Source organism: Vibrio orientalis CIP 102891 = ATCC 33934 (assembly GCF_000176235.1).
Lineage (GTDB): Bacteria > Pseudomonadota > Gammaproteobacteria > Enterobacterales > Vibrionaceae > Vibrio > Vibrio orientalis.
Genome location: NZ_ACZV01000005.1, coordinates 2,094,827 through 2,118,889 on the forward strand (window position 1 = coordinate 2,094,827; position 24,063 = coordinate 2,118,889).

Annotated in this window: 15 protein-coding genes, 5 tRNA genes and 4 rRNA genes; 6 read left to right on the forward strand and 18 right to left on the reverse strand. The window is 45.6% G+C overall.

Annotation, left to right across the window (positions count from 1 at the left end; genetic code table 11):
- Positions 1-204 precede the first annotated feature (204 nt).
- Both VIA_RS20210 and VIA_RS20215 read right to left on the reverse strand, forming a co-directional pair.
- On the reverse strand, positions 205-1,251 hold the full coding sequence (locus tag VIA_RS20210) for an MJ1255/VC2487 family glycosyltransferase (protein WP_004415649.1): 1,047 nt from the start codon (positions 1,249-1,251) through the stop codon (positions 205-207).
- A complete protein-coding gene (locus VIA_RS20215; RefSeq protein ID WP_004415650.1) occupies positions 1,252-1,782 on the reverse strand; it encodes a phosphatase PAP2 family protein in 531 nt (176 codons plus the stop codon). It lies immediately after the preceding gene.
- Between the two features lie 538 nt (positions 1,783-2,320).
- Between VIA_RS20215 and leuA the strand changes: the two genes are divergently transcribed.
- From leuA to VIA_RS20240, 5 genes are all read left to right on the forward strand, one after another.
- Positions 2,321-3,868: a 2-isopropylmalate synthase gene (gene leuA / locus VIA_RS20220; RefSeq protein WP_004415653.1), complete on the forward strand. Its 1,548-nt coding sequence runs from the start codon at positions 2,321-2,323 to the stop codon at positions 3,866-3,868.
- A gap of 56 nt (positions 3,869-3,924) precedes the next feature.
- Positions 3,925-5,016, forward strand: coding sequence for a 3-isopropylmalate dehydrogenase (leuB, locus tag VIA_RS20225; protein ID WP_004415656.1), 1,092 nt, complete (start codon positions 3,925-3,927; stop codon positions 5,014-5,016).
- Positions 5,017-5,087: 71 nt separating this feature from the next.
- The gene (leuC, locus tag VIA_RS20230) at positions 5,088-6,488 is read left to right on the forward strand and encodes a 3-isopropylmalate dehydratase large subunit (protein ID WP_004415658.1); all 1,401 of its coding nucleotides are present in this window, start codon (positions 5,088-5,090) and stop codon (positions 6,486-6,488) included.
- 14 nt (positions 6,489-6,502) lie between these two features.
- Positions 6,503-7,105 (forward strand): 3-isopropylmalate dehydratase small subunit, encoded by a 603-nt coding sequence (gene leuD, locus VIA_RS20235; protein WP_004415659.1) that lies wholly within the window; start codon positions 6,503-6,505, stop codon positions 7,103-7,105.
- Between the two features lie 122 nt (positions 7,106-7,227).
- Positions 7,228-8,010 (forward strand): DUF547 domain-containing protein, encoded by a 783-nt coding sequence (locus tag VIA_RS20240; RefSeq protein ID WP_004415660.1) that lies wholly within the window; start codon positions 7,228-7,230, stop codon positions 8,008-8,010.
- Between the two features lie 211 nt (positions 8,011-8,221).
- Here the strand turns inward: VIA_RS20240 and VIA_RS20245 are convergent.
- From VIA_RS20245 to VIA_RS20300, 12 genes are all read right to left on the reverse strand, one after another.
- Positions 8,222-8,298: transfer RNA gene (locus tag VIA_RS20245), tRNA-Asp, on the reverse strand.
- Positions 8,299-8,381: 83 nt separating this feature from the next.
- Positions 8,382-8,497: ribosomal RNA gene (gene rrf / locus VIA_RS20250) — 5S ribosomal RNA — on the reverse strand.
- Between the two features lie 57 nt (positions 8,498-8,554).
- A tRNA-Thr gene (locus tag VIA_RS20255) sits at positions 8,555-8,630 on the reverse strand.
- Between the two features lie 100 nt (positions 8,631-8,730).
- Positions 8,731-8,847, reverse strand: a 5S ribosomal RNA gene (rrf, locus tag VIA_RS20260).
- 87 nt (positions 8,848-8,934) lie between these two features.
- Positions 8,935-11,825 (reverse strand): 23S ribosomal RNA (locus tag VIA_RS20265).
- Positions 11,826-12,123: 298 nt separating this feature from the next.
- Positions 12,124-12,199: transfer RNA gene (locus tag VIA_RS20270), tRNA-Ala, on the reverse strand.
- A gap of 40 nt (positions 12,200-12,239) precedes the next feature.
- Positions 12,240-12,316, reverse strand: a tRNA-Ile gene (locus VIA_RS20275).
- Between the two features lie 66 nt (positions 12,317-12,382).
- Positions 12,383-13,935, reverse strand: a 16S ribosomal RNA gene (locus tag VIA_RS20280).
- Together the 16S, 23S and 5S rRNA genes with 4 tRNA genes alongside form the textbook arrangement of a ribosomal RNA operon.
- A gap of 541 nt (positions 13,936-14,476) precedes the next feature.
- A complete protein-coding gene (locus VIA_RS20285; protein WP_004417549.1) occupies positions 14,477-15,730 on the reverse strand; it encodes a cyclic di-GMP phosphodiesterase in 1,254 nt (417 codons plus the stop codon).
- A 122-nt stretch (positions 15,731-15,852) separates the two neighbouring features.
- Positions 15,853-16,260, reverse strand: coding sequence for a VOC family protein (locus VIA_RS20290; protein WP_004415662.1), 408 nt, complete (start codon positions 16,258-16,260; stop codon positions 15,853-15,855).
- 310 nt (positions 16,261-16,570) lie between these two features.
- On the reverse strand, positions 16,571-17,266 hold the full coding sequence (locus VIA_RS20295; protein ID WP_004415664.1) for a VC0807 family protein: 696 nt from the start codon (positions 17,264-17,266) through the stop codon (positions 16,571-16,573).
- Positions 17,267-17,539: 273 nt separating this feature from the next.
- A tRNA-Leu gene (locus VIA_RS20300) sits at positions 17,540-17,624 on the reverse strand.
- Positions 17,625-17,819: 195 nt separating this feature from the next.
- On the opposite strand from VIA_RS20300, the gene VIA_RS20305 reads away from it, so the two are divergent.
- The gene (locus VIA_RS20305) at positions 17,820-18,296 is read left to right on the forward strand and encodes an RDD family protein (protein WP_004415665.1); all 477 of its coding nucleotides are present in this window, start codon (positions 17,820-17,822) and stop codon (positions 18,294-18,296) included.
- A 73-nt stretch (positions 18,297-18,369) separates the two neighbouring features.
- Here the strand turns inward: VIA_RS20305 and luxS are convergent, their stop codons facing one another.
- From luxS to VIA_RS20325, 4 genes are all read right to left on the reverse strand, one after another.
- Positions 18,370-18,888 (reverse strand): S-ribosylhomocysteine lyase, encoded by a 519-nt coding sequence (luxS, locus tag VIA_RS20310; RefSeq protein WP_004415667.1) that lies wholly within the window; start codon positions 18,886-18,888, stop codon positions 18,370-18,372.
- Positions 18,889-18,912: 24 nt separating this feature from the next.
- Positions 18,913-19,512: a transglycosylase SLT domain-containing protein gene (locus tag VIA_RS20315; RefSeq protein ID WP_004415670.1), complete on the reverse strand. Its 600-nt coding sequence runs from the start codon at positions 19,510-19,512 to the stop codon at positions 18,913-18,915.
- Positions 19,513-19,519: 7 nt separating this feature from the next.
- Complete coding sequence (gene gshA / locus VIA_RS20320) at positions 19,520-21,088, reverse strand: glutamate--cysteine ligase (protein ID WP_004415672.1); 1,569 nt, start codon at positions 21,086-21,088, stop codon at positions 19,520-19,522.
- Positions 21,089-21,198: 110 nt separating this feature from the next.
- The gene (locus VIA_RS20325) at positions 21,199-24,057 is read right to left on the reverse strand and encodes a M16 family metallopeptidase (protein WP_004415674.1); all 2,859 of its coding nucleotides are present in this window, start codon (positions 24,055-24,057) and stop codon (positions 21,199-21,201) included.
- Positions 24,058-24,063 lie beyond the last annotated feature (6 nt).

Sequence of the window (24,063 nt, forward strand, 5' to 3'; positions counted from 1 at the left end):
AGCAACTAAAAAAGAACTTAAATTACAGGCAATTACCCTCTCTATAAAAAAAGATAAATAGTTAGAATTACCTTTGATATATAAATATTTTATATTAACCCCAAGTGTTACAGCGGCGTATCAAGCATCAACATGAGTTATTAATGGCAAGTCAGATACAAAAACCACATCAATAGATGACACTACTAGGCAAGAGTGCTTGCTCTAAACTCGCGTCACATAGCTGGGAAAATCCACTTTTTCCCATAAGGATTGTCTAAGAACGGTCGTATCTCCCCACTCACCTTGCTTAATCCAACACGCTAATGCTGTAGCTACATCAGGATAAGTGACACTTTCTGCACTCGACTCATCTAACCAATGCCGTACCACCGAAGCATCCAGAATATCCATCCGCGTTGCCAATCCCAACTCTTCTAGGGTTGCCACATTGCTCACCTGCTCAAACTGTCCCTTTAGTGGTTTAAGCAACAGTTTCTTACCTAGGGAGAGTGCCTCCGATGGAAGTTCAAAGCCTCCGTTAGTGATTACCCCTTTACAGCGACTTAAACTGGACTGGAATGTATCAAAGCTCAATGGAAAGAATTCAATATTTTCGATGTGCGTGTGTTCGATAATCTCAGGATGAAAACAAACGAAAGATTGGCGAGTAAAGCGCAGCAGTAGCTCAGTGATATCGTTGATACTTTCAAACGGTAAATAGACCAAGACAAATGCTTCTTCTCGGCACTCTAAATTCGTTGTATGGATAATGGGAGGCAAGATGGGCTGTTCAAAATGATGCCAATGTAGACCGATATAATGATCTGCAGGTGCAAAGTACTCTATCACTTGTCTATCTATCCAACTCGCTCCTTGTAAAGGGACCGCATAGCGAAACGCATTTTGGTGACTGACACTAATTGACGGGACGCCTCGTTTTTTAGCAGCCCAGGCTGATACGGGCTCAAAGTCATTCAGAACCAAATCATAATGAGACAAATTCAAATCATTCACATCATTCCATAGCTGCCACAAGTTATTAGACATCAATGTTTTCGTGTAGTTAATACAGCCTCGCTCAGTAATAAAAGAGAGGCCGCGACGAGTTTGATAGTCACCAAACTCCTCCATAGAGAAATACTTGGATTTTTCTCGCCCGGTGAATAAGTATTCAACCTCAATACCTTGCTCAACCAGACAGCGCGACATTGCCCTAGCGCGAGCAATATGGCCATTCCCAGTACCTTGTATGCCGTAGAGAATTTTCACTTATATTCCTCCAGTCAGTGCCATAGCTAGCTTGGCGCAACCAATTCCTAATGCAGCTCCGAGAATCACATCGGTAAGGAAATGAACGCCAAGTAAAATACGGGCACTGGCGATCAAGCTAGCCCAAGTGAAAGCAAACATAGTCAGGTCGCTATACCAATGCGACACCAACGTAGCCATCAAAAATGCCGCAGCGGTATGCCCTGACGGCAAACTGTATCGGTCACTTGGCGTAATAAATGAGGTCACAAGCTCTGAGCAGTCATGAGGACGTCGACGTTTAAAAAGGTTTTTAACTGCCCAGTAAATAGGTAATTCGATGGCAAAGGCGGTAAGGCCAACCAAGAGGAACAGTTGGCCTTTATCCCCACCAAAACCACTAGCGGCTAATCCAAATAGTACATAAAGATGGCCATCTCCTGTATGTGAAATAGCCCTGCTCACTCTCGATAGAGGGTATGAGAATTTGTGCTGCAGACAGAACAGCGAAAACGCCAGATCTAATTTCGCAATTGGCTCGATAGAACGCATTACCGACTCCTTTTGTACAGTATTACGCCCAAGCTAAATCGTGTTAATGACAGGTGGGTGACGCTTTCACTGAGTTTCAATGACACTACCCGTCTGGAGTAACTCTTCACTGTAAACACACAAGTCACAGCGAATTCCACGAAATCGCTCTGCCACATTCATCCTTTTTATGAAAACAGCCATTAAGATTACCTATTTTGCGGGATTCTCTCTTGAACTGATCTGACTTGCACAAAAAAACAACTTTAGGGTTGACGTTACCTCTCGAGTGCGGTACTAATTTGTTAACTTAAATATGTGGATTATTTAACGCCCTTAAAGGAATCGTTAACAATGATGAACCGTTTTTCTATCCTGCTGAGCCTCCTCCTTATCGTGAAAACATCGCGCGGGTAGGCTGTGGAAGAAAAATAACCACAAAGATTTTCAAAAAGCCCGCACTTAGATGCGGGCTTTTTTATACCTAGCTTTTGTAGCTAGGTAATGGAAGTAAACGATTAACGGATGCGATAAGCATCGAATCACTAAGGAAGCACTCATGAACGATCAAGTCATTATTTTCGACACCACTCTACGTGATGGCGAACAAGCGTTGTCAGCAAGCTTGACGGTTAAAGAAAAACTGCAAATTGCCTACGCACTTGAAAGGCTGGGTGTGGATGTTATTGAAGCAGGTTTCCCAGTTTCATCACCAGGTGATTTTGAGTCAGTACAAACCATCGCACGCAATATTAAAAACAGCCGCATCTGTGGCCTTTCGCGTGCCGTCGCAAAAGACATTGATGCAGCTGCTGAAGCGTTAAAAGTGGCGGACCAGTTCCGTATTCATACCTTTATTTCTACTTCTACTGTCCATGTTCAAGACAAATTACGCCGTAGCTATGATGACGTGGTTGAAATGGGTGTTAAAGCTGTCAAACACGCTCGTAAATACACGGATGACGTAGAGTTTTCTTGTGAAGACGCGGGCCGTACTCCAATCGATAACCTATGTCGCATGGTAGAAGCTGCTATTGATGCAGGCGCGAACACCATCAACATTCCAGATACCGTTGGCTACACAGTACCCAATGAGTTTGGTGGCATTATTCAGACGTTATTTAACCGCGTACCTAATATCGATAAAGCGATCATTTCTGTGCACTGTCACGATGACCTAGGTATGTCTGTTGCGAACTCAATTGCAGCTGTACAAGCCGGTGCTCGTCAGATTGAAGGCACCATCAATGGTATCGGCGAACGTGCGGGTAACTGTTCGCTAGAAGAAATTGCAATGATCATCAAAACACGTCAAGAGCTACTAGGTGTTCATACTGGTCTAAAACATGATGAGATCCACCGTACCAGTAAGTTAGTTAGCCAACTTTGCAATATGCCGATTCAAGACAACAAGGCCATCGTAGGCGCTAACGCATTCAGCCACTCTTCAGGTATTCACCAAGATGGCATGCTTAAGAACAAGAATACCTACGAGATCATGACGCCGGAGTCCATTGGTCTGAAGAACCAAGCGCTTAACCTAACCAGTCGTAGTGGTCGTGCTGCAGTGAAGAGCCACATGGACACCATGGGCTACAAAGAAGAAGAGTACAACCTAGACGCTCTATATGAAGATTTCTTGAAACTAGCGGACCGTAAAGGCCAGGTATTTGATTACGATCTAGAAGCTCTAATGCACTTCTCTAACTTGCGTGAAGAAGATGACTTCTACAAATTGAACTACCTAAGCGTGCAGTCTGGTAGCGTAATGGCGACAACCAGCATCAAGCTTCAATGTGGTGATGAAGAGCAATCTGAAGCAGCAGTAGGTAATGGCCCTGTCGATGCGTTATACCAGTGTATCTATCGTGTAACGGGTTATGATATTGTTCTAGACAAGTTCGATTTAACCGCGAAAGGTGAAGGTGAAGATGGACTAGGTCAAGCGGATATCATTGCGAACTACAAAGGTCGCAAATATCACGGTACCGGTGTTTCAACCGATATCGTAGAAGCTTCAGGCCAAGCATTACTTCACGTAATCAACAGCATTCACCGTGCTGACAAGATCGCTGAGATCAAACAGAAAAAAATCGAAACAGTATAAGTAAGACTCCAGGGATGCGAGTCGTTCCTGGAAGAGATAAAAACTAAAGGAATAACATGACAGACAAATCATACAACATTGCCGTTTTACCAGGTGACGGCATTGGCCCAGAAGTGATGGCTCAAGCGCATAAAGTTCTAGATGCGATTGAAAAAAAGCACAGTATTCACTTTGCTCGTGATGAGCACGATGTTGGCGGTATTGCTATCGATAACCATGGCTGCCCACTTCCAGACAGCACAGTAAAAGCCTGTGAAGATTCAGATGCCGTTTTATTTGGCTCAGTTGGCGGCCCTAAATGGGAGCACCTACCACCAAATGATCAACCTGAACGTGGTGCTCTTCTACCACTTCGTAAACACTTCCAATTGTTCTGTAACCTACGCCCAGCACAGATCCATAAAGGTCTAGAAGGATTCTCTCCGCTACGTGCTGACATTTCTGGTAACGGCTTTGATATCGTTGTTGTGCGTGAACTGACTGGTGGTATCTACTTCGGCCAGCCTAAAGGGCGTGAAGGCGAAGGTCCAAACGAGAAAGCATTTGATACTGAGGTTTACCACCGTTTTGAGATCGAGCGTATCGCAAAGATCGCCTTTGAATCTGCTCGTCTACGTGACAAAAAAGTGTGCTCTATCGATAAAGCTAACGTATTGCAAAGTTCGATTCTGTGGCGTGAAGTCGTTGAAGAAATCGCGAAAGACTATCCAGATGTTGAGCTTTCGCACATGTACATTGATAACGCAACAATGCAGCTTATCAAAGATCCCTCTCAGTTCGACGTTATGCTTTGTTCTAACATCTTCGGCGACATCATCTCAGATGAGTGCGCCATGATTACAGGCTCTATGGGCATGCTTCCTTCAGCGTCACTGAATGAAAGTAAGTTTGGTCTATACGAACCTGCTGGCGGCAGTGCTCCTGACATTGCAGGTAAGAACATCGCCAACCCAGTGGCGCAAATTCTATCAGCAGCATTAATGCTACGTTACAGCCTAGGTGAAGAGGCTGCAGCGCAAGATATTGAAGCCGCAGTTTCTAAGGCTCTATCCGCAGGCGAGTTAACCGCTGACCTTTCTGGTGATAAGCCGGCACTATCGACTTCTGAGATGGGCGATAAAATCGCAGAGTACATCTTAAATTCTTAATTTAAGCAGACAGATAATAATTATTCGCTCCTGATAAGCCGTTGTCGGGAGCTATACACAGGATAGTGATAATGGGCAAAACATTATACGAAAAAGTCTACGACGCACACGTTGCCGTAGCCGCTGAGGGTGAAAACCCAATCTTATACATCGACCGTCACTTGGTTCATGAAGTAACTTCTCCTCAGGCGTTCGATGGCTTGCGTGAAAAAGGTCGTAAGGTTCGTCAGGTAGGCAAAACATTTGCAACTATGGACCACAACGTTTCAACGCAAACTAAAGACATTAACGCTTCGGGAGAGATGGCACGTATCCAGATGGAAACGCTATCAAAGAACTGTGAAGAGTTTGGTGTAACCCTTTACGACATCAATCACAAATACCAAGGTATTGTGCACGTGATGGGACCTGAGCTAGGCATTACCTTACCAGGTATGACCATTGTTTGTGGTGATTCGCACACGGCAACGCACGGCGCATTTGGCTCTCTAGCATTTGGTATCGGCACCTCAGAAGTTGAGCACGTACTAGCGACTCAAACGCTAAAACAAGCGCGCGCCAAAACGATGAAGATCGAAGTGAAAGGTAAGGTAGCCCCTGGTATCACTGCAAAAGACATCGTGCTAGCCATCATTGGCGAAACCACTGCCGCTGGCGGTACTGGCTACGTAGTTGAGTTCTGTGGTGAGGCTATTACTGATCTTACGATGGAAGGTCGTATGACAGTATGTAACATGGCTATCGAACTAGGTGCGAAAGCGGGTCTAATTGCACCAGATGAAACCACATTCGAATACATTAAAGGCCGTAAGTTCTCACCTCAAGGTGCAGATCTAGACGCTGCTATCGAGTATTGGAAATCACTAAAAACGGATAAAGACGCTGAGTTTGATGCAGTGGTAACGCTAAACGCTGCAGACATCAAACCTCAGATAACTTGGGGTACTAACCCGGGTCAGGTAATCGCCGTTGATGAAGCTATCCCTGCACCTGAAAGCTTTGCTGACCCAGTAGAAAAAGCATCGGCTGAAAAAGCATTGGCTTACATGGGCCTAGAAGCGGGCAAAGCGCTATCTGATTACAAGGTCGATAAAGTATTCGTTGGCTCTTGTACTAACTCTCGTATTGAAGATATGCGCGCAGCCGCTGAAGTAGCAAAAGGTCGTAAAGTAGCAGCCAACGTGCAAGCGTTGATCGTTCCGGGCTCAGAACAAGTGAAAGCACAAGCTGAAGCTGAAGGCTTAGACGTTATCTTTAAAGATGCTGGTTTTGAATGGCGCCTGCCAGGTTGCTCTATGTGTCTAGCGATGAACAATGACCGCCTAGGTCCACATGAGCGCTGTGCATCGACGTCAAACCGTAACTTTGAAGGTCGCCAAGGCCGTGATGGTCGTACACACCTAGTAAGCCCTGCAATGGCTGCTGCTGCTGCAATTGCTGGTCACTTTGTTGATATTCGTGAGTTGGACTAAGGAGCAACAATACTATGTCAGGTTTTAAACAACATACAGGTTTAGTCGTTCCTCTAGATGCAGCGAACGTTGATACCGATGCAATTATTCCAAAGCAGTTTCTACAAAAGGTTTCTCGCTTAGGTTTTGGTAAGCACCTCTTCCACGATTGGCGCTTCCTAGACGACGCAGGTGAGCAAGCTAACCCAGAGTTTGTGATGAATGCTCCTCGCTACAAAGGCGCTTCTATTCTACTAGCTCGTGAAAACTTTGGCTGCGGTTCATCACGCGAGCACGCACCTTGGGCACTAGCGGATTACGGTATCAAGGCGATGATCGCCCCAAGCTTTGCCGATATTTTCTACGGTAACTCAATCAACAACCAAATGGTGCCAGTTCGCCTAACCGAACAACAAGTGGATGAGATCTTCCAATTCGTTGAATCGAAAGAAGGTGCTGAGGTTGAAGTCGACCTAGAAGCGAACCTAGTTCGCGCGAACGGTAAGGAATACTCGTTTGAAATTGATGAGTTTCGTCGCCATTGTCTACTAAACGGTTTAGACAATATCGGGCTGACTCTTCAACATGAAGATAAGATTGCTGAATTCGAAACCAATATTCCAAATTTCTTGAAATAGTCTTAACTCAAAGATGAACTAAAAAGGTTGGCTATCGCCAGCCTTTTTTATTTTGTAGCGAAACAAACTAACGCAAAGTTAGGTCTAGTAGTTAAAGCACAAAAGTTGAGGGATTTTGTCCAATGATACGTACTGTTACTCTGTTACTAACCCTGTTTTCATTTAACACCTTTGCCGCACCAAAGTCAGAGCTTTGGCCTTATTGGCAACAATCTAATCAAAGCAGTACCGCCACTATTTCCCATCAAGAATGGCAGTCTTTTCTTGATAACTATTTAGTTATAGATGGTGACAACACACTAGTAAAATATGATTCAGTATCAGCTAAAGATAAGCAAGAGCTCAATCACTATATCGATTCACTCTCTGCCATTGATCCTAGAGAATACGCGCTGAATGAGCAGTACGCGTATTGGGTTAACCTCTATAACGCGATTACTGTCGACTTGATCCTCGACGATTATCCGGTGAAATCTATTACTAAGCTTGGCGGCCTGTTCAGTTTTGGTCCCTGGGGAGATAAAGCGGTAAATGTCACAGGTAAAGATCTCACACTCAATGATATTGAGCACCGAATCCTTCGCCCTATTTGGAATGACCCACGAACTCACTACGCGGTTAACTGTGCAAGCTTAGGCTGCCCAAACTTGCAGCTTCAAGCATTTACCTCGGACAATACTGAACAGCTGCTAGAAAAAGCAGCAAAGGAGTTCATTAATAGTGATAAAGGCGCTTTAATTTCTGGTGATAGCATTCAACTTTCATCTATTTATGACTGGTTCTCTGATGACTTTGGTAGCAAACAAGAGTTGGTTCAACACTTAGCGAAGTATCGTCCTGAATTGAGTACTCTCAATGGCAAGTTTAGCTATGAGTACGACTGGAATTTGAACGATAAAAAATAGTGACATGGAAAACAGAGGGTTGGGACTTATTTTTATTACGGCAGTTATCGAGAGTAAGGAGCGAAAGAGTTGGCTCGCTGTTATATCGAGTCGAAAACCGAGGAGATTCCCTACTCTCTCCTTCGTCGTTGTATGGAATGACAATTACTTTCGACGCTTTCCGCTTCCAAAAAACGACAAAACCCAGTCCGAAGACTGGGTTTTAAATAAGTGGCGGAGCGGACGGGACTCGAACCCGCGACCCCCGGCGTGACAGGCCGGTATTCTAACCAACTGAACTACCGCTCCGCACTGGCTAGACTCAAGAGTCTAATTTTTTGCCTTTAGACTTTCCCTTAATAAAGGGGCTAAAATCTAAAAACAGAAAGGGAACCTGGCGATGTCCTACTCTCACATGGGGAAACCCCACACTACCATCGGCGCTAATTCGTTTCACTTCTGAGTTCGGCATGGAATCAGGTGGGTCCAAATCGCTATGGTCGCCAAGTAAAATTCTTTACGTTTTGCTTTAGGCTCTTAGAAAAAGCACAAAACAAACAGTAACTGGTGCTGATACCCAGACTCGAACTGGGGACCTCATCCTTACCAAGGATGCGCTCTACCACCTGAGCTATATCAGCATCAAGATGTCCCTTTAGGACTAAAAAAGCCCGCTTTTTCAAACGGGCTCTCTTAACTTTTTGTCTTCACCTTTTTGCAAAGGTAAAAACTAAATTTAAAGCCTGGCGATGTCCTACTCTCACATGGGGAAACCCCACACTACCATCGGCGCTAATTCGTTTCACTTCTGAGTTCGGCATGGAAGTCAGGTGGGTCCAAATCGCTATGGTCGCCAAGCAAATTCTTAAAATTCGGAAAGCTGTTTAAGTTCTTAACACATTCAATATTCTTGTATTGAGTCCATCAAAACCCTTTGGGTGTTGTATGGTTAAGCCTCACGGGCAATTAGTACAGGTTAGCTCAATGCCTCGCAGCACTTACACACCCTGCCTATCAACGTTCTAGTCTCGAACAACCCTTTAGGACCCTCAAGGGGTCAGGGAAGACTCATCTCAGGGCTCGCTTCCCGCTTAGATGCTTTCAGCGGTTATCGATTCCGAACTTAGCTACCGGGCAATGCGTCTGGCGACACAACCCGAACACCAGAGGTTCGTCCACTCCGGTCCTCTCGTACTAGGAGCAGCCCCCTTCAATCTTCCAACGCCCACGGCAGATAGGGACCGAACTGTCTCACGACGTTCTAAACCCAGCTCGCGTACCACTTTAAATGGCGAACAGCCATACCCTTGGGACCGACTTCAGCCCCAGGATGTGATGAGCCGACATCGAGGTGCCAAACACCGCCGTCGATATGAACTCTTGGGCGGTATCAGCCTGTTATCCCCGGAGTACCTTTTATCCGTTGAGCGATGGCCCTTCCATACAGAACCACCGGATCACTATGACCTGCTTTCGCACCTGCTCGAATTGTCATTCTCGCAGTCAAGCGGGCTTATGCCATTGCACTAACCACACGATGTCCAACCGTGTTTAGCCCACCTTCGTGCTCCTCCGTTACTCTTTGGGAGGAGACCGCCCCAGTCAAACTACCCACCAGGCACTGTCCACAACCCCGATTCAGGGGTCAATGTTAGAACATCAACACTACAAGGGTGGTATTTCAAGGACGGCTCCAACGATACTGGCGTACCGTCTTCAAAGCCTCCCACCTATCCTACACATGTAGGGTCAATGTTCAGTGCCAAGCTGTAGTAAAGGTTCACGGGGTCTTTCCGTCTAGCCGCGGGTACACTGCATCTTCACAGCGATTTCAATTTCACTGAGTCTCGGGTGGAGACAGCGTGGCCATCATTACGCCATTCGTGCAGGTCGGAACTTACCCGACAAGGAATTTCGCTACCTTAGGACCGTTATAGTTACGGCCGCCGTTTACCGGGGCTTCGATCAAGAGCTTCGACCGAAGTCTAACCCCATCAATTAACCTTCCGGCACCGGGCAGGCGTCACACCGTATACGTCATCTTACGATTTTGCACAGTGCTGTGTTTTTAATAAACAGTTGCAGCCACCTGGTATCTGCGACTCTCGTTAGCTCCATCCGCAAGGGACTTCACCGACAAGAGCGTACCTTCTCCCGAAGTTACGGTACCATTTTGCCTAGTTCCTTCACCCGAGTTCTCTCAAGCGCCTTGGTATTCTCTACCCGACCACCTGTGTCGGTTTGGGGTACGATTCCTTATAATCTGAAGCTTAGAGGCTTTTCCTGGAAGCATGGCATCAATGACTTCACACCCGTAGGTGCTCGACGTCGTGTCTCAGCCTTAAAAAGAGCCGGATTTACCTAACTCTTAAGCCTACGCACTTGAACCTGGACAACCGTCGCCAGGCCCACCTAGCCTTCTCCGTCCCCCCATCGCAATTATAAGAAGTACGGGAATATTAACCCGTTTCCCATCGACTACGCCTTTCGGCCTCGCCTTAGGGGTCGACTTACCCTGCCCCGATTAACGTTGGACAGGAACCCTTGGTCTTCCGGCGAGGGGGTTTTTCACCCCCTTTATCGTTACTCATGTCAGCATTCGCACTTCTGATACCTCCAGCATGCTTTACAACACACCTTCAACGGCTTACAGAACGCTCCCCTACCCAATGTAGTAAACTACATTGCCGCAGCTTCGGTTTATTACTTAGCCCCGTTACATCTTCCGCGCAGGCCGACTCGACTAGTGAGCTATTACGCTTTCTTTAAATGATGGCTGCTTCTAAGCCAACATCCTAGCTGTCTAAGCCTTCCCACATCGTTTCCCACTTAGTAATAATTTGGGACCTTAGCTGGCGGTCTGGGTTGTTTCCCTCTCCACGACGGACGTTAGCACCCGCCGTGTGTCTCCCGGATAGTACTTACTGGTATTCGGAGTTTGCAAAGGGTTGGTAAGTCGGGATGACCCCCTAGCCTTAACAGTGCTCTACCCCCAGTAGTATTCGTCCGAGGCTCTACCTAAATAGATTTCGGGGAGAACCAGCTATCTCCAGGTTTGATTGGCCTTTCACCCCTAGCCACAAGTCATCCGCTAATTTTTCAACATTAGTCGGTTCGGTCCTCCAGTTGATGTTACTCAACCTTCAACCTGCCCATGGCTAGATCACCTGGTTTCGGGTCTATATCCAGCAACTCGACGCCCAGTTAAGACTCGATTTCTCTACGGCTCCCCTAGATGGTTAACCTTGCTACTGAATATAAGTCGCTGACCCATTATACAAAAGGTACGCAGTCACACCACGAAGGTGCTCCTACTGCTTGTACGTACACGGTTTCAGGTTCTATTTCACTCCCCTCACAGGGGTTCTTTTCGCCTTTCCCTCACGGTACTGGTTCACTATCGGTCAGTCAGTAGTATTTAGCCTTGGAGGATGGTCCCCCCATATTCAGACAGGATATCACGTGTCCCGCCCTACTCGATTTCACTGAATGTGCGTTGTCGACTACGGGGCTATCACCCTGTATCGCCGGACTTTCCAGACCGTTCGTCTAACGCATATAAAGCTTAAGGGCTAGTCCAATTTCGCTCGCCGCTACTTTCGGAATCTCGGTTGATTTCTTTTCCTCGGGGTACTTAGATGTTTCAGTTCCCCCGGTTCGCCTCATTAACCTATGTATTCAGTTAATGATACATGCTTATGCACGTGGGTTTCCCCATTCGGAAATCCCAGACTCAAGTGGTTTTTACTACCTAATCTGGGCTTATCGCAAGTTAATACGTCCTTCATCGCCTCTGACTGCCAAGGCATCCACCGTGTACGCTTAGTCACTTAACCATACAACCCCAAAGAGTTTCGCGAAGCGAATCTTGAGGATGTTGTTAAACAACCAAAGTTGTCTGCATTTTTATACATGTGCAGACTCGATTTTGCCGGACTCAATTTTGAATAGTCACTAAAAGTGACATTCCCAAGAACACTTGAATGTGTTGTATTGGTGTTTGTCTTAAAGACAAACATTGAGAACTTTACAATCAACAAATAAATTGTTGATTTGTCAGCTTTCCAAATTGTTAAAGAGCTAGATTTCTAATGAAACCATTTTTAAAGATTCTTTTTCAAGAACACTTAAAGATGGTGGAGCTATGCGGGATCGAACCGCAGACCTCCTGCGTGCAAGGCAGGCGCTCTCCCAGCTGAGCTATAGCCCCATCAGGTGTTGATACTGTGTGCCAATCTCACAAGGGAAATTGGTGGGTCTGAGTGGACTTGAACCACCGACCTCTCGCTTATCAGGCGAACGCTCTAACCACCTGAGCTACAGACCCAGTATCGTCTCTTAAACTACATAAACCATCAATCTGTGTGGACACTCATCGTGAGTAATCATCGTATAAGGAGGTGATCCAGCCCCAGGTTCCCCTAGGGCTACCTTGTTACGACTTCACCCCAGTCATGAACCACAAAGTGGTAAGCGTTCTCCCGAAGGTTAAACTACCTACTTCTTTTGCAGCCCACTCCCATGGTGTGACGGGCGGTGTGTACAAGGCCCGGGAACGTATTCACCGTGGCATTCTGATCCACGATTACTAGCGATTCCGACTTCATGGAGTCGAGTTGCAGACTCCAATCCGGACTACGACGCACTTTTTGGGATTCGCTCACTTTCGCAAGTTGGCTGCCCTCTGTATGCGCCATTGTAGCACGTGTGTAGCCCTACTCGTAAGGGCCATGATGACTTGACGTCGTCCCCACCTTCCTCCGGTTTATCACCGGCAGTCTCCCTGGAGTTCCCGACATTACTCGCTGGCAAACAAGGATAAGGGTTGCGCTCGTTGCGGGACTTAACCCAACATTTCACAACACGAGCTGACGACAGCCATGCAGCACCTGTCTCAGAGTTCCCGAAGGCACACCAGAATCTCTTCCGGCTTCTCTGGATGTCAAGAGTAGGTAAGGTTCTTCGCGTTGCATCGAATTAAACCACATGCTCCACCGCTTGTGCGGGCCCCCGTCAATTCATTTGAGTTTTAATCTTGCGACCGTACTCCCCAGGCGGTCTACTTAACGCGTTAGCTCCGAAAGCCACGGCTCAAGGCCACAACCTCCAAGTAGACATCGTTTACGGCGTGGACTACCAGGGTATCTAATCCTGTTTGCTCCCCACGCTTTCGCATCTGAGTGTCAGTATCTGTCCAGGGGGCCGCCTTCGCCACCGGTATTCCTTCAGATCTCTACGCATTTCACCGCTACACCTGAAATTCTACCCCCCTCTACAGTACTCTAGTCCACCAGTTTCAAATGCAATTCCGAGGTTGAGCCCCGGGCTTTCACATCTGACTTAATGAACCACCTGCATGCGCTTTACGCCCAGTAATTCCGATTAACGCTCGCACCCTCCGTATTACCGCGGCTGCTGGCACGGAGTTAGCCGGTGCTTCTTCTGCAGCTAACGTCAAGTGAGGCCGCTATTAACGACTCCACCTTCCTCACTGCTGAAAGTACTTTACAACCCGAAGGCCTTCTTCATACACGCGGCATGGCTGCATCAGGCTTGCGCCCATTGTGCAATATTCCCCACTGCTGCCTCCCGTAGGAGTCTGGACCGTGTCTCAGTTCCAGTGTGGCTGATCATCCTCTCAGACCAGCTAGGGATCGTCGCCTTGGTGAGCCCTTACCTCACCAACTAGCTAATCCCACCTGGGCATATCCTGACGCGAGAGGCCCGAAGGTCCCCCTCTTTGGCCCGAAGGCATTATGCGGTATTAGCCATCGTTTCCAATGGTTATCCCCCACATCAGGGCAATTTCCCAGGCATTACTCACCCGTCCGCCGCTCGACGCCCTTAACGTCCCCCGAAGGTTCAGTTAAGTCGTTTCCGCTCGACTTGCATGTGTTAGGCCTGCCGCCAGCGTTCAATCTGAGCCATGATCAAACTCTTCAATTTAAGATTTTGTTCGGCTCAATGAATACTGACTTCAAAACTACTAATGTAATTTTAAAGCTATTATCGTTCCAACAGAACGATAATGAATTGACTGTGCCAAGACTAAGTAAACTTAATCTCGTTTGGTCACTTCGTTTCATTGAAACCTAATTTGATACCGAGGTATCTAATTGGATTATCATCAACGAGTGCCCACACAGATTGATAGGTTTATATTGTTAAAGAGCGTTCTTCTTTGTGACTCACATCACTTCGGAAGAGGCAGCCATTCTAGCGTTTCATTCTCAAGTGTCAAACACTTTTTTGAATTTTTTATTTCAAACTTTTCAATCTGAAATTTGACTAGTTGGCTTTACTGTCTCACTGCTGAAGCCTTGTGGCGTCTGCCGTGTCAGTGGATGCGCATTATAGGGAGTTCCTTTTTTAAGGCAAGAGAAAAAATGGATTTTTTCAATAAAAAAGGCTTAAGTGAGCAAAAGTCACCCAAAGCCTTATTTACACCCAACTTACCCCAGCGTTATACACAATTGACTGTGGATAACTAGTCATCAGAATCAAAGAAGTAGGATATTCTCGAGCGTGGGTTTAAGTATTCGCGCACTTTATCTGGCAGTTTGTTTGGTAATACCGCGTTAACTATCTTTATCTCTTTCTCTGCAAGATCAATGATTGGTGCTTGAGTTCTTGGAACTGACGGATCATAAATAAGCACATTAGGGAAAAGAATGTTCTTAGCATTAACAGAGATAACCAGACCAACCATATCATTCGATAGTTGGACTACGGTTCCCGGTGGGTAGATCCCCATGAACTTGATTAGCAAACTGAGGTTCTCATTATTATAAAGATGTTTACAGTTCTTATATAAATGAGAAAGCGCTACATAAGGGATCTTTTGTTCCGAAGGAATATTACTGTGGCAGAGGTTGTCATAGGCATTCGCGACAGCAACAATTTGAGTTAACGGATCGATGGCCTCTTCTTTTAAGCCATCAGGGTAGCCCGAACCATCATTCAATTCATGGTGCTGAGCAATGACATTTCGCGCACTCTCTGGAAAGCTATCCATATGAGCAGCAATCTCTAATCCATATTTAGTATGCAGTTTTAGGTAATTCTTCTCAGGCTCAGTCAGTGCGGTCTGTTTACGTAAAATTGCCGTCGGTACTTTCACTTTGCCCATATCATGGAACAATGACGCAAATGCCACTTCTTTTATTTCTTGAGCATTGAGTTTTTTCGCCTTCGCAATCATCATCGCGACAACAGACACGTTGAGTGAATGAAAGTAGATATCTTCAAATTCACTTTTGCCATTCATCAAATGTAAGGTGACATTATCGTCACTCAATAACTTATCGACGATATCGTTAACTAACTGGCTCGCTTCATCAACAGCCTGCTCTGGACGATTACGAATTTTATTCATCACTGCACGCATGCGCGATAATGAACGCTCAAACTCTTTCTCACAGTTAATCACTCTGCGACGATACGCACTTAGCTTTTCAATTCGGTCTTGCTTTTCTTTCCAAAGTTTTTTCGCTTCTAACTCGGTTGCATCCGGCTTTTCACTGACTGGTTCACTTTGAGCTGAAGGAGGCAACGGCTCTGTGTCACTTTGATTTGGATTAATAAAGACGTGCTTGATACCAAGGTGGCGAATCAAGCGGATAGTTTCTTCATCTTTGACTTTGAAACTATTAAATAAGAACGGGTGCTCATTCCACTTGCAAGGAAGTCGAATGTGCAGCCCTGGCTGTAATCTGTCTACGGTAATTTTTATACTTGCCACGATATATACAACTTATCAATCTTCAACCAATTTATAATTTTAGAGTAATGAGAATTTGAATTCACTACTCATCTACTGTAATGAGAGATCAATAGCGGCTAATAGCTTTAAGTTCTGTTGTACTATTTTACTAAATCGCAATGAAGCATCCAACGGATACCAAACTGATCCTCAACCTTACCAAAGCGTGCTCCCCAAAATGTATCTTCAAGCGGCATCATGATATGTCCGCCCTCGAGCAGCTTGTCATATAGCCTAGCTTGCTCATCCAAATCGTCCAATACAATGGACAGTGCAACGTTATTACCCGTCAATTCTTTCGCGACCATACCATCGGATAACATAAGCTTCATTCCAAACGCTTCAAACTCCGCATGCATAATCCATTGAGGGTCAGCACCTTCAATCACTTGCGGTGCATCTTTAAAGAATTGCTTAGTCACAACAACGCCACCAAAGCACTTATGATAGAACTCTAGCGCCTCTTCACATCGACCAGCAAAAAACAGGTATGGGGTTAATTTGTACATTGTTTATCTCCTTGCTCTTATAAAAAGATAGACAACTTTTTGAAAAGGCGAGAGAAAACAGGAAAATTTGTCTGATAACTTTAAGATAATGACGAATTTTGAGTTGTGGTTCAAATTACGCATCTAACTCAATGTCAGTTTTTGCAATCAAGTGATTCAGCTTCACAGCCACGATACGCGCCATATCACGGATTGGAAAATGTACGAGGTTACAGTCGGATAAAGATCGGCACAGCGGGCGAATAAATTCACCACAAAAGACAAAACCCAGCGAAATCGCTGGGCCTTGAAAATGATACTTAACTTGCTATTACTTGATATTAAAGATCTGCTCTGTCTCGAGTGAGGTCATGGCGCGAACTTGTCGCCATACATAATAGAAGATCCCCATCATCATCAACATGCTTGGGATCGCAATTGCTGGGTAACTATAAAGTGTCAGCTTGCCTAGCTCTTCATTAAATGCCGCGGTACCTGCTGGACTAGTCACAATCCATGTTGCAAGGAAATAGTTCATCGCCGAAGAGAAAGCAAACGTACATGCGAACAAGTAGTTCGACTTCATTAAGCAGCGCTCAAACGCCGCTGGGTTACCTGATTGCTCTAATCGTTCTTCAATCAATGACATGTTGAGCAGTGTTGGCGTGAAGATCACCTTCTGCATAAATGGGTAACGAGTAAACGTAGATCCTAAAACCGCTAAGCCAATCAAACCAGGGATGAGCGCCTCTTTAACGGCCAACCACTGGGTATCTAGCTCAAGTAAGCCAATACCACCTGTTAATAACACACTGACAAAACCAAGTGCTGCAATGAAGTTGAATCTCTTGTTGCGAATAAGTTCCATACCGCCGTAAGCCACTGGGAAGGCTAAAGCCACAATAAGAGCTAATGCGGTACCTAAATGCTCTTCTCCACTGAACTTCATCAAAATAAAAGACGGTAGAAATACGTTGAAGAGGATCTCGAACAAGGGGTTCGACTTTTTGTTGGTCATATCACTCATAATTTCTCAGTTGAAAGCGTATCTATTAATTATACTCGGAGAGATTGTTCCTTGCTCAGCCTCAGATGTAAAGCCCTACGATTTCACGCACTGTAAACTTATGTGACACAGTGTTGTTGCTCTGCGCTTGAATCACTCATTTTCACTGCCCTAAAAACGACGAAAGGCCGCTAAAAATTGCGACCTTTCTATAGGGGAAGCGATAAGGCAACGCTACCTATACCCCAGATACAATAAAGCCCCGACTTTTGTCGAGGCTTTATCATTTGAATATGGTACCGGTAGGCGGACTTGAACCGCCACGCCCGAAGGCAACGGATTTTGAATCCGTCGTGTATACCAATTTCACCATACCGGCATTATCTTGAGGCATTAGCCTGTCGATGTTTGGCATTATACGTATGCCGATGATTCCTGCAAGTGCAAAAGACTGAATTGCTTGCCGTTTGCCGATAAAATCGCCATAAATTGATAAGCTGTGCGCAAGCTCTCTTTTCAGATCTAAACTGAAGCTTTATTCTTTCGCCTTATTTTATTTTGGTAAGTGGGTTTTATGTCAACAACTGACACGTTGCCACCAGCAGGGCTGTTTCGCCGTCTGGGAGCACTCTTTTATGATGGGCTAATTATCATCGCGGTTGAGATGATGGCGGCAGGCATCATCATCGCTATTTTACATGCGTTAATGGCAATGGGGATTTTCAATGTCGGTGGTTACGCTGATGTGAGCGATTTTCTCACCAACCATCCTATTTGGAGCCCGGTCTACACGGCTTACTTAGCGTTTGTTTGGATCTATTTCTTTGTCTATTTCTGGACTCGCGCAGGTCAAACACTCGGCATGCGCGCTTGGAAATTGCACCTACGTAGTAATGACGGAACCGCTGTTTCAGTGACTCAAGCCTTGATCCGTATTAGTACTTCAGGCTTTGGCTTAGCAAACTTCACCGTTCCACTTGATCCTCAAAAGCGCGGCTTTCACGATATTTGGGCTAAGACTCAAGTCGTCGTATTGCCAAAAGCAAACTAGATCGATTCTAGAGTGATGCAAAAAAAGGAAGGCCAGCGCCTTCCTTTTCAATTCCTGTCGGATCCGGGTTCTATTAGTCGACTTTAAGCTCTTTTAGCATCGTTTCAGGTAATGCTAGCTCATCGTTTTTATTAACCGAAATACCAGACTTTAGAATCACTTCAGCAATCTGCTTCGCTTCATCAAGAGAGTGCATTGCTGCGGTACCACATTGATATTCATTCAGCTCAGGGATCTTGTTCTGGCTTTCAACTTTCAATACATCCTGCATTGCAGCTAACCAAGCATCCGCAACTTGCTGTTCTTGCGGTGTACCAATTAGGCTCATGTAGAAACCAGTACGACAGCCCATTGGCGAGATATCGATGATCTCAATGCTCTCACCGTTTAAGTGATTACGCATAAAGCCTGCGTAAAGGTGCTCTAGCGTGTGGATGCCTTTCTCAGACAGAATATCTTTATTTGGTGCAGTAAAACGCAGGTCAAATACCGTAATCGTATCGCCTTTTGGGGTGGTCATTGTTTTCGCTACACGTACAGCAGGTGCATTCATACGCGTGTGATCTACGGTAAAACTATCTAATAACGGCATTGTCCTTCTCCATGTTAACTGCTCTTAAAAGAACCAGCTTCGATTGTCTTCTAATTCTTGTCGACACTGCTTGAGTTGCCAACCATAATCTTTTGCTTGCTGTTCAACGCGACGTGCAACTTTAATCAACGTTGGTTTCGCTTGGTAACTTTTTCTTTTAAAACCACCACGTCCTTCGTGGTAGGCCAAATATTGATTGTAAGCATCCCATTTAGAAACGCCAAGCTGCCTTTGCGTCTCATGGGTATACCAACCAATAAACATTAAGGCATCGGCGAAATCAGTTCTTGAACCGCCATGCCCTGTCGCATCTTGGAAATCATCCCATGCAGGGTCTTGCGCTTGTGCATACCCATAAGCACTACTGACACGCCCCCAAGGAATAAAACCTAATAAATAATCCTTAGGCGGCCTTGCATCGTGGCGATAGCTACTTTCTTGCTTCACAAAGGCCATCGCGACTTGAACGGGCGTCCCCCATTTCTCTTGCATATCAAGTGCATCGTCATACCAGCCTGGTTTCTCACGAAAGATTTCGCATAGGTTGGACTGATTTTTCGGCGGGGCTGTAGCACAGCCACTCAACACGATAGTGCCAATGATAGGGAGCAATAGCTTTTTCACGCTCAACCTACGCTTTCAAATATGCAAAGTAGTCAGTAAGAAACTCATCAAAGTTTAAGCTGTCTGCTTCTTCCACTTGCTGCTGAGCAATACGAGAGCGTTCCACTTCCTGCTCCATTTCTTGCTCACTATAGACTCGATACTGATGGTCTAAATGCTGATTACGGTACTGCTTACCAAACGCGCAACCCACTTTGCCTAGACCACCATGGTGTTTAGTGTCCGCCAATAGCTGACCTGAAATAGTCAGCTCTGGATTATCAATCCAAGAGAGTAATTTAAAGCACACCGCTTGATAGTCATCACCGCCATTTGCGGCATCCATTTGCTCAGCAATCTGAACCAAATCGACAAATACACGCTTAGCCCAGTTTTGCAGTGTCAGCACTTCACCTCGGCAACCGATTTGCAGTTCTAGGCCTGGCTTACGGCCTTCCGCAATCACTTTGTTCCAGTTTTCACTCCAACATGCCTGCTCACAGTAATCCATAGGTTCAGAGTCAGTCAGCGCTGCCCACGCTAAGAATAGGTCTAAGAAACGAACTTGATCTTCATTAATGCCTACCGAACTGTATGGATTAACGTCGAGTGCGCGAACTTCGATGTACTCAACACCACCTCTCGCTAACGCTTCTGAAGGTTTTTCACCTGATTTGGCAACACGCTTGGGACGAATAGGTGCGTACAGTTCATTTTCAATCTGCAGTACATTACTGTTCAGTTGACGGTACTCATCATCAACCTTGACGCCAATTTCAGCAAATTCTTCTGATGGCGTGCGAATAGCCGTATTCAGGCCATCCAGATACTCATCTAAGCTATTGAAACCGATCTTCAATGAGCTCTGTGCGCTGTTGGTATAGCCTAAATCACTCATACGTAGTGAGGTCGCATTGGGTAAGAACAAGGTTCCACCAATTTTTTCAAACGGCAGAGTTGTCTCTCGCCCTTGGATGAACGATGAACATAACGCAGGAGATGCACCAAAGAAGTACGGGATTAACCAGCCAAAGCGGTAATAGTTTCGGATCAGACCAAAGTAAGCTTCTGACTTACTGTCCTGACGCTGCTGTTGTGATTGCTCACCAAACAATTGGTCCCAAAATATTTCTGGGAATGAGAAATTAAAATGAACACCAGAAATAATTTGCATCAAACTACCGTAACGTCTTTTTAGACCTTCGCGGTATAGGGTTTTCATCTTGCCTGAATTTGACGAGCCATATTGCGCTAAGTTGATGTCATCTTCCTCACCAACAAAACACGGCATCGAAAGCGGCCACATTTTCTCTTCACCTAACTTGGTTTGAGTAAAATGATGAATATCTTCTAGCTGCGCTGTGAGTGTCGAGATGTCCGTCGAAACTGGCGTGATGAACTCCAATAGAGATTCAGAGAAGTCTGTCGTTATCCAGTTATTGGCATAAGCCGAACCCAACTCACTTGGGTGAGGGGTAGTAGCGAGGTGACCATCTTGTTGGTAGCGTAGCGTCTCGCGCTCGACACCACGTCCAAAACTCTTAAATACTTCTGGGTTTTGTGCAACTCGCTCAAGTCGCGCAGCAAATTCAGTCAAAATGAGGTTCGCTTATATCAATGGTTTGGTAGTGATACCAAACTGGCTATACAAAATTTCATAAAGGGTGAGCGTTGTCACCCTTTCGCATGCACTATGTTATGTGTACTCTAACGGATGATTTCAAGCTCTTCTATCGGAATATGCAAACTTTCTAGTTGCGGTTTCAGCGTTTTCTTATCCCCTACAACGATAATTTGGTAGTCATCAGGGTTAAACCACTTACTTGCTAGTCCATCAAGGGTTGGCTTTTGGACCGATTCAACAATCTCATTGCGTTGCTTCAGGTAATCTTCATCCAAGCTATAAGCTAAAATACTATTAAGTAGCCCTGCTTTCTGTGAAGGCGTTTCATATTTTAGTGCATCTTGTTGACCGACTGCTAAGCGTAAAAATTTCATTTCATCGTCAGTCATTCCACTCTCACTGTATTGCGCCAGCTCTTTCTTCATTTCAAGAATCGATGGAATCGTCGAGTCTGCGCGTACTTGAGCAGAGTAAACAATCGCTCCCACTTCTCTATTAGACGCTAAATAACCGCTAGCACCATAAGTGTAACCTTTGTCCTCTCTGAGGTTTTGGTTGATGCGGCTATTGAAGTTACCCGCGAGATTAAAGTTCGCTAGCTGAGTAAGGTAAACTTCACCAGTGGCATCAAACGGCAGGCCTTGACGGACCATACGCACAACGCTCTGCGGAGCTCCCGGTTTATCAACTAGGAAGATTTTCTGCTGAGCAAGGGGCTTCACTAGTTGAGGCCTTAATAGCGGCGCAATTTCTCCCTGCCAAGCATCGATAAAGGCCAGTTCTTGTTTAATTTGGCGCTTAGAGATGTCACCAACAACAACAATTTGTGCGCCTTGTGGTGTGTAATGCTGTTTGTAGAAAGCTTTAACATCATCAAGCGTCAACTTAGCGACTGAGGCTTCGGTACCATCCGTTGGACGCTGATAAACAGAGCCTGAGAAGAGTACTTGGCGTGTTGCTTGAGATGCTAACCAGCTTGGTTTTTGATGCTGATAGACCAAGCCTTCCAGCATCTGCTTCTGGATTCGCTCAAAATCTTGCTCGCGGAACGCTGGCTTGAAGAGTATTTCCTCAACCAACGTTAGGGTTTCGGTGAGGTTCTTCTCTAAACTTGATACTGAAATACTAGTGGTATAGTTACCTGCATTAATCGAGATACTACTACCAAGTGTATTTAGCTGAGCTTCGAGTTCTTCTAGCGATGAATCTGACGTCGCTTCTTGCATCATTGCCGCTGTCAGATTCGCTAAGCCTTCTTTACCACTCTGTACATAGCGTTCACCTGCTGGGAAGCTGATCTCTAGCTGCACAGTTGGCGTTTCAGAACTGACAGTCCCGAGTAACTCAGCGCCATTATCGAAATATAAGCGATAGAGTTCTGGCATCTGCGCTTTCACCCCTTCCGCCACTTCTGGCATCACTGAGCGGTCAAAATCATCGCTTGCTTTACGATACGCTAATTGATCGTCGGTGATTTTTTGGTATTCCGGTAGCGTTCGTGGTGGCGTAACAAAATTGGCCGGCGCTGCGGCTAGCTCAGTTTTTCCACGAGGAACCACGCTTAGCGCGACCTTATGATGGCCATTGACGTAAGTTTTATAGGCATCCATTACTGATTCAGGGGTAACGGAGCGAATCTGCTCTAATTGCGACTGAATTCGATCTGGCGTATTGAAGAAGGTTTCATTCGACGCCAACTGTGACACTTTGCCACGTACACTTTGCAAGGCGAAAACGGCATTGGCTTCGGCCATTCCTGTGATCTGCTCAAGTCGCTTATCATCCACACCTTTTGCTTCAAATTCAGCTAACGTCTGCATTAATTCTTGGTAGAGAGGCTTCAACGCCCCTTTCTCACCAGACGGCGCCATTGCATAAACATAGAAAGTACATGACAACTCAGTACAATCTTGAAATGCACCCGCATCGACCGCTTTTTGCGTTTTAACTAATTTTTGATAGAGCAAGCTGTTGGCACCGCTCCCTAATACATTGGCTAACGCATTGAGTGACGCTTGCTCCTCAGCACCGTTATATTTCGTTGGCCAACCAATCATTAACATTGGCTGTTGAATACGGTCTTCAAGCGTGACGTAGCGATCTTCCGACAAGCTAGCAGGTTGCTTTGGCGCTTGCTCAACTTCTGGACCCGTTGGAATTGAACCAAAGTACTTACTCACCCACTCCAAGGTTTGTTCGGTGTCGATATCACCACCAATGGTCAATACCGCATTATTTGGCCCGTACCAGCGTAAGAAGAAGGCTTTAAGATCATTCACATCGACACGATCAAGATCCTCGACATAACCAATGGTCTGCCACGAATACGGATGACCTTCTGGATACATCGCTTCACCCATTTTTTCCCACATCAAACCATAAGGGCGGTTATCGTAGTTCTGGGCACGTTCGTTTTTGACCGTATCGCGCTGAATCTCAAACTTACGCTGTGAAACTGCATCGAGTAAGAAGCCCATACGATCAGACTCTAGCCACAACATTTTCTCTAGCTGGTTCGACGGAACCGTTTCAAAGTAATTGGTACGGTCACGATTTGTCGTACCATTTAACGTACCGCCAGCCTCAGTAATGATCTTGAAGTGCTGTTGATCACCAACGTTTTCACTGCCTTGAAACATCATATGTTCAAAAAAGTGGGCAAAACCTGATTTACCGACTTGCTCGCGAGCCGAACCGACGTGATAAGTCACATCGACATGGACCAAAGGATCTGAGTGATCGGGAGATAAAATAACGGTTAAACCATTGTCGAGCTCATACTTAGAGTATGGAATCATCGCCTTACCGGGTTGAGCATCCACTTCTTCAACAAGTGTTACGCCTTCCGGTAGAGAGGAAAAAAATGGAACTGAAGGTAGGTTATTCGAAGCACAACCATAAAGTGCGACAAGAGAAAATGCACCAAGCCAAATCTTTCTCATGACATC

Coding starts and splice junctions, on each gene's coding strand:
- VIA_RS20215 (WP_004415650.1), bottom strand. CDS start 1,782: ATGCGTTCTATCGAGCCAATTGCGAAATTAGATCTGGCGTTTTCGCTG.
- leuA (WP_004415653.1), top strand. CDS start 2,321: ATGAACGATCAAGTCATTATTTTCGACACCACTCTACGTGATGGCGAA.
- leuB (WP_004415656.1), top strand. CDS start 3,925: ATGACAGACAAATCATACAACATTGCCGTTTTACCAGGTGACGGCATT.
- leuC (WP_004415658.1), top strand. CDS start 5,088: ATGGGCAAAACATTATACGAAAAAGTCTACGACGCACACGTTGCCGTA.
- leuD (WP_004415659.1), top strand. CDS start 6,503: ATGTCAGGTTTTAAACAACATACAGGTTTAGTCGTTCCTCTAGATGCA.
- VIA_RS20240 (WP_004415660.1), top strand. CDS start 7,228: ATGATACGTACTGTTACTCTGTTACTAACCCTGTTTTCATTTAACACC.
- VIA_RS20290 (WP_004415662.1), bottom strand. CDS start 16,260: ATGTACAAATTAACCCCATACCTGTTTTTTGCTGGTCGATGTGAAGAG.
- VIA_RS20295 (WP_004415664.1), bottom strand. CDS start 17,266: ATGAGTGATATGACCAACAAAAAGTCGAACCCCTTGTTCGAGATCCTC.
- VIA_RS20305 (WP_004415665.1), top strand. CDS start 17,820: ATGTCAACAACTGACACGTTGCCACCAGCAGGGCTGTTTCGCCGTCTG.
- luxS (WP_004415667.1), bottom strand. CDS start 18,888: ATGCCGTTATTAGATAGTTTTACCGTAGATCACACGCGTATGAATGCA.
- VIA_RS20325 (WP_004415674.1), bottom strand. CDS start 24,057: ATGAGAAAGATTTGGCTTGGTGCATTTTCTCTTGTCGCACTTTATGGT.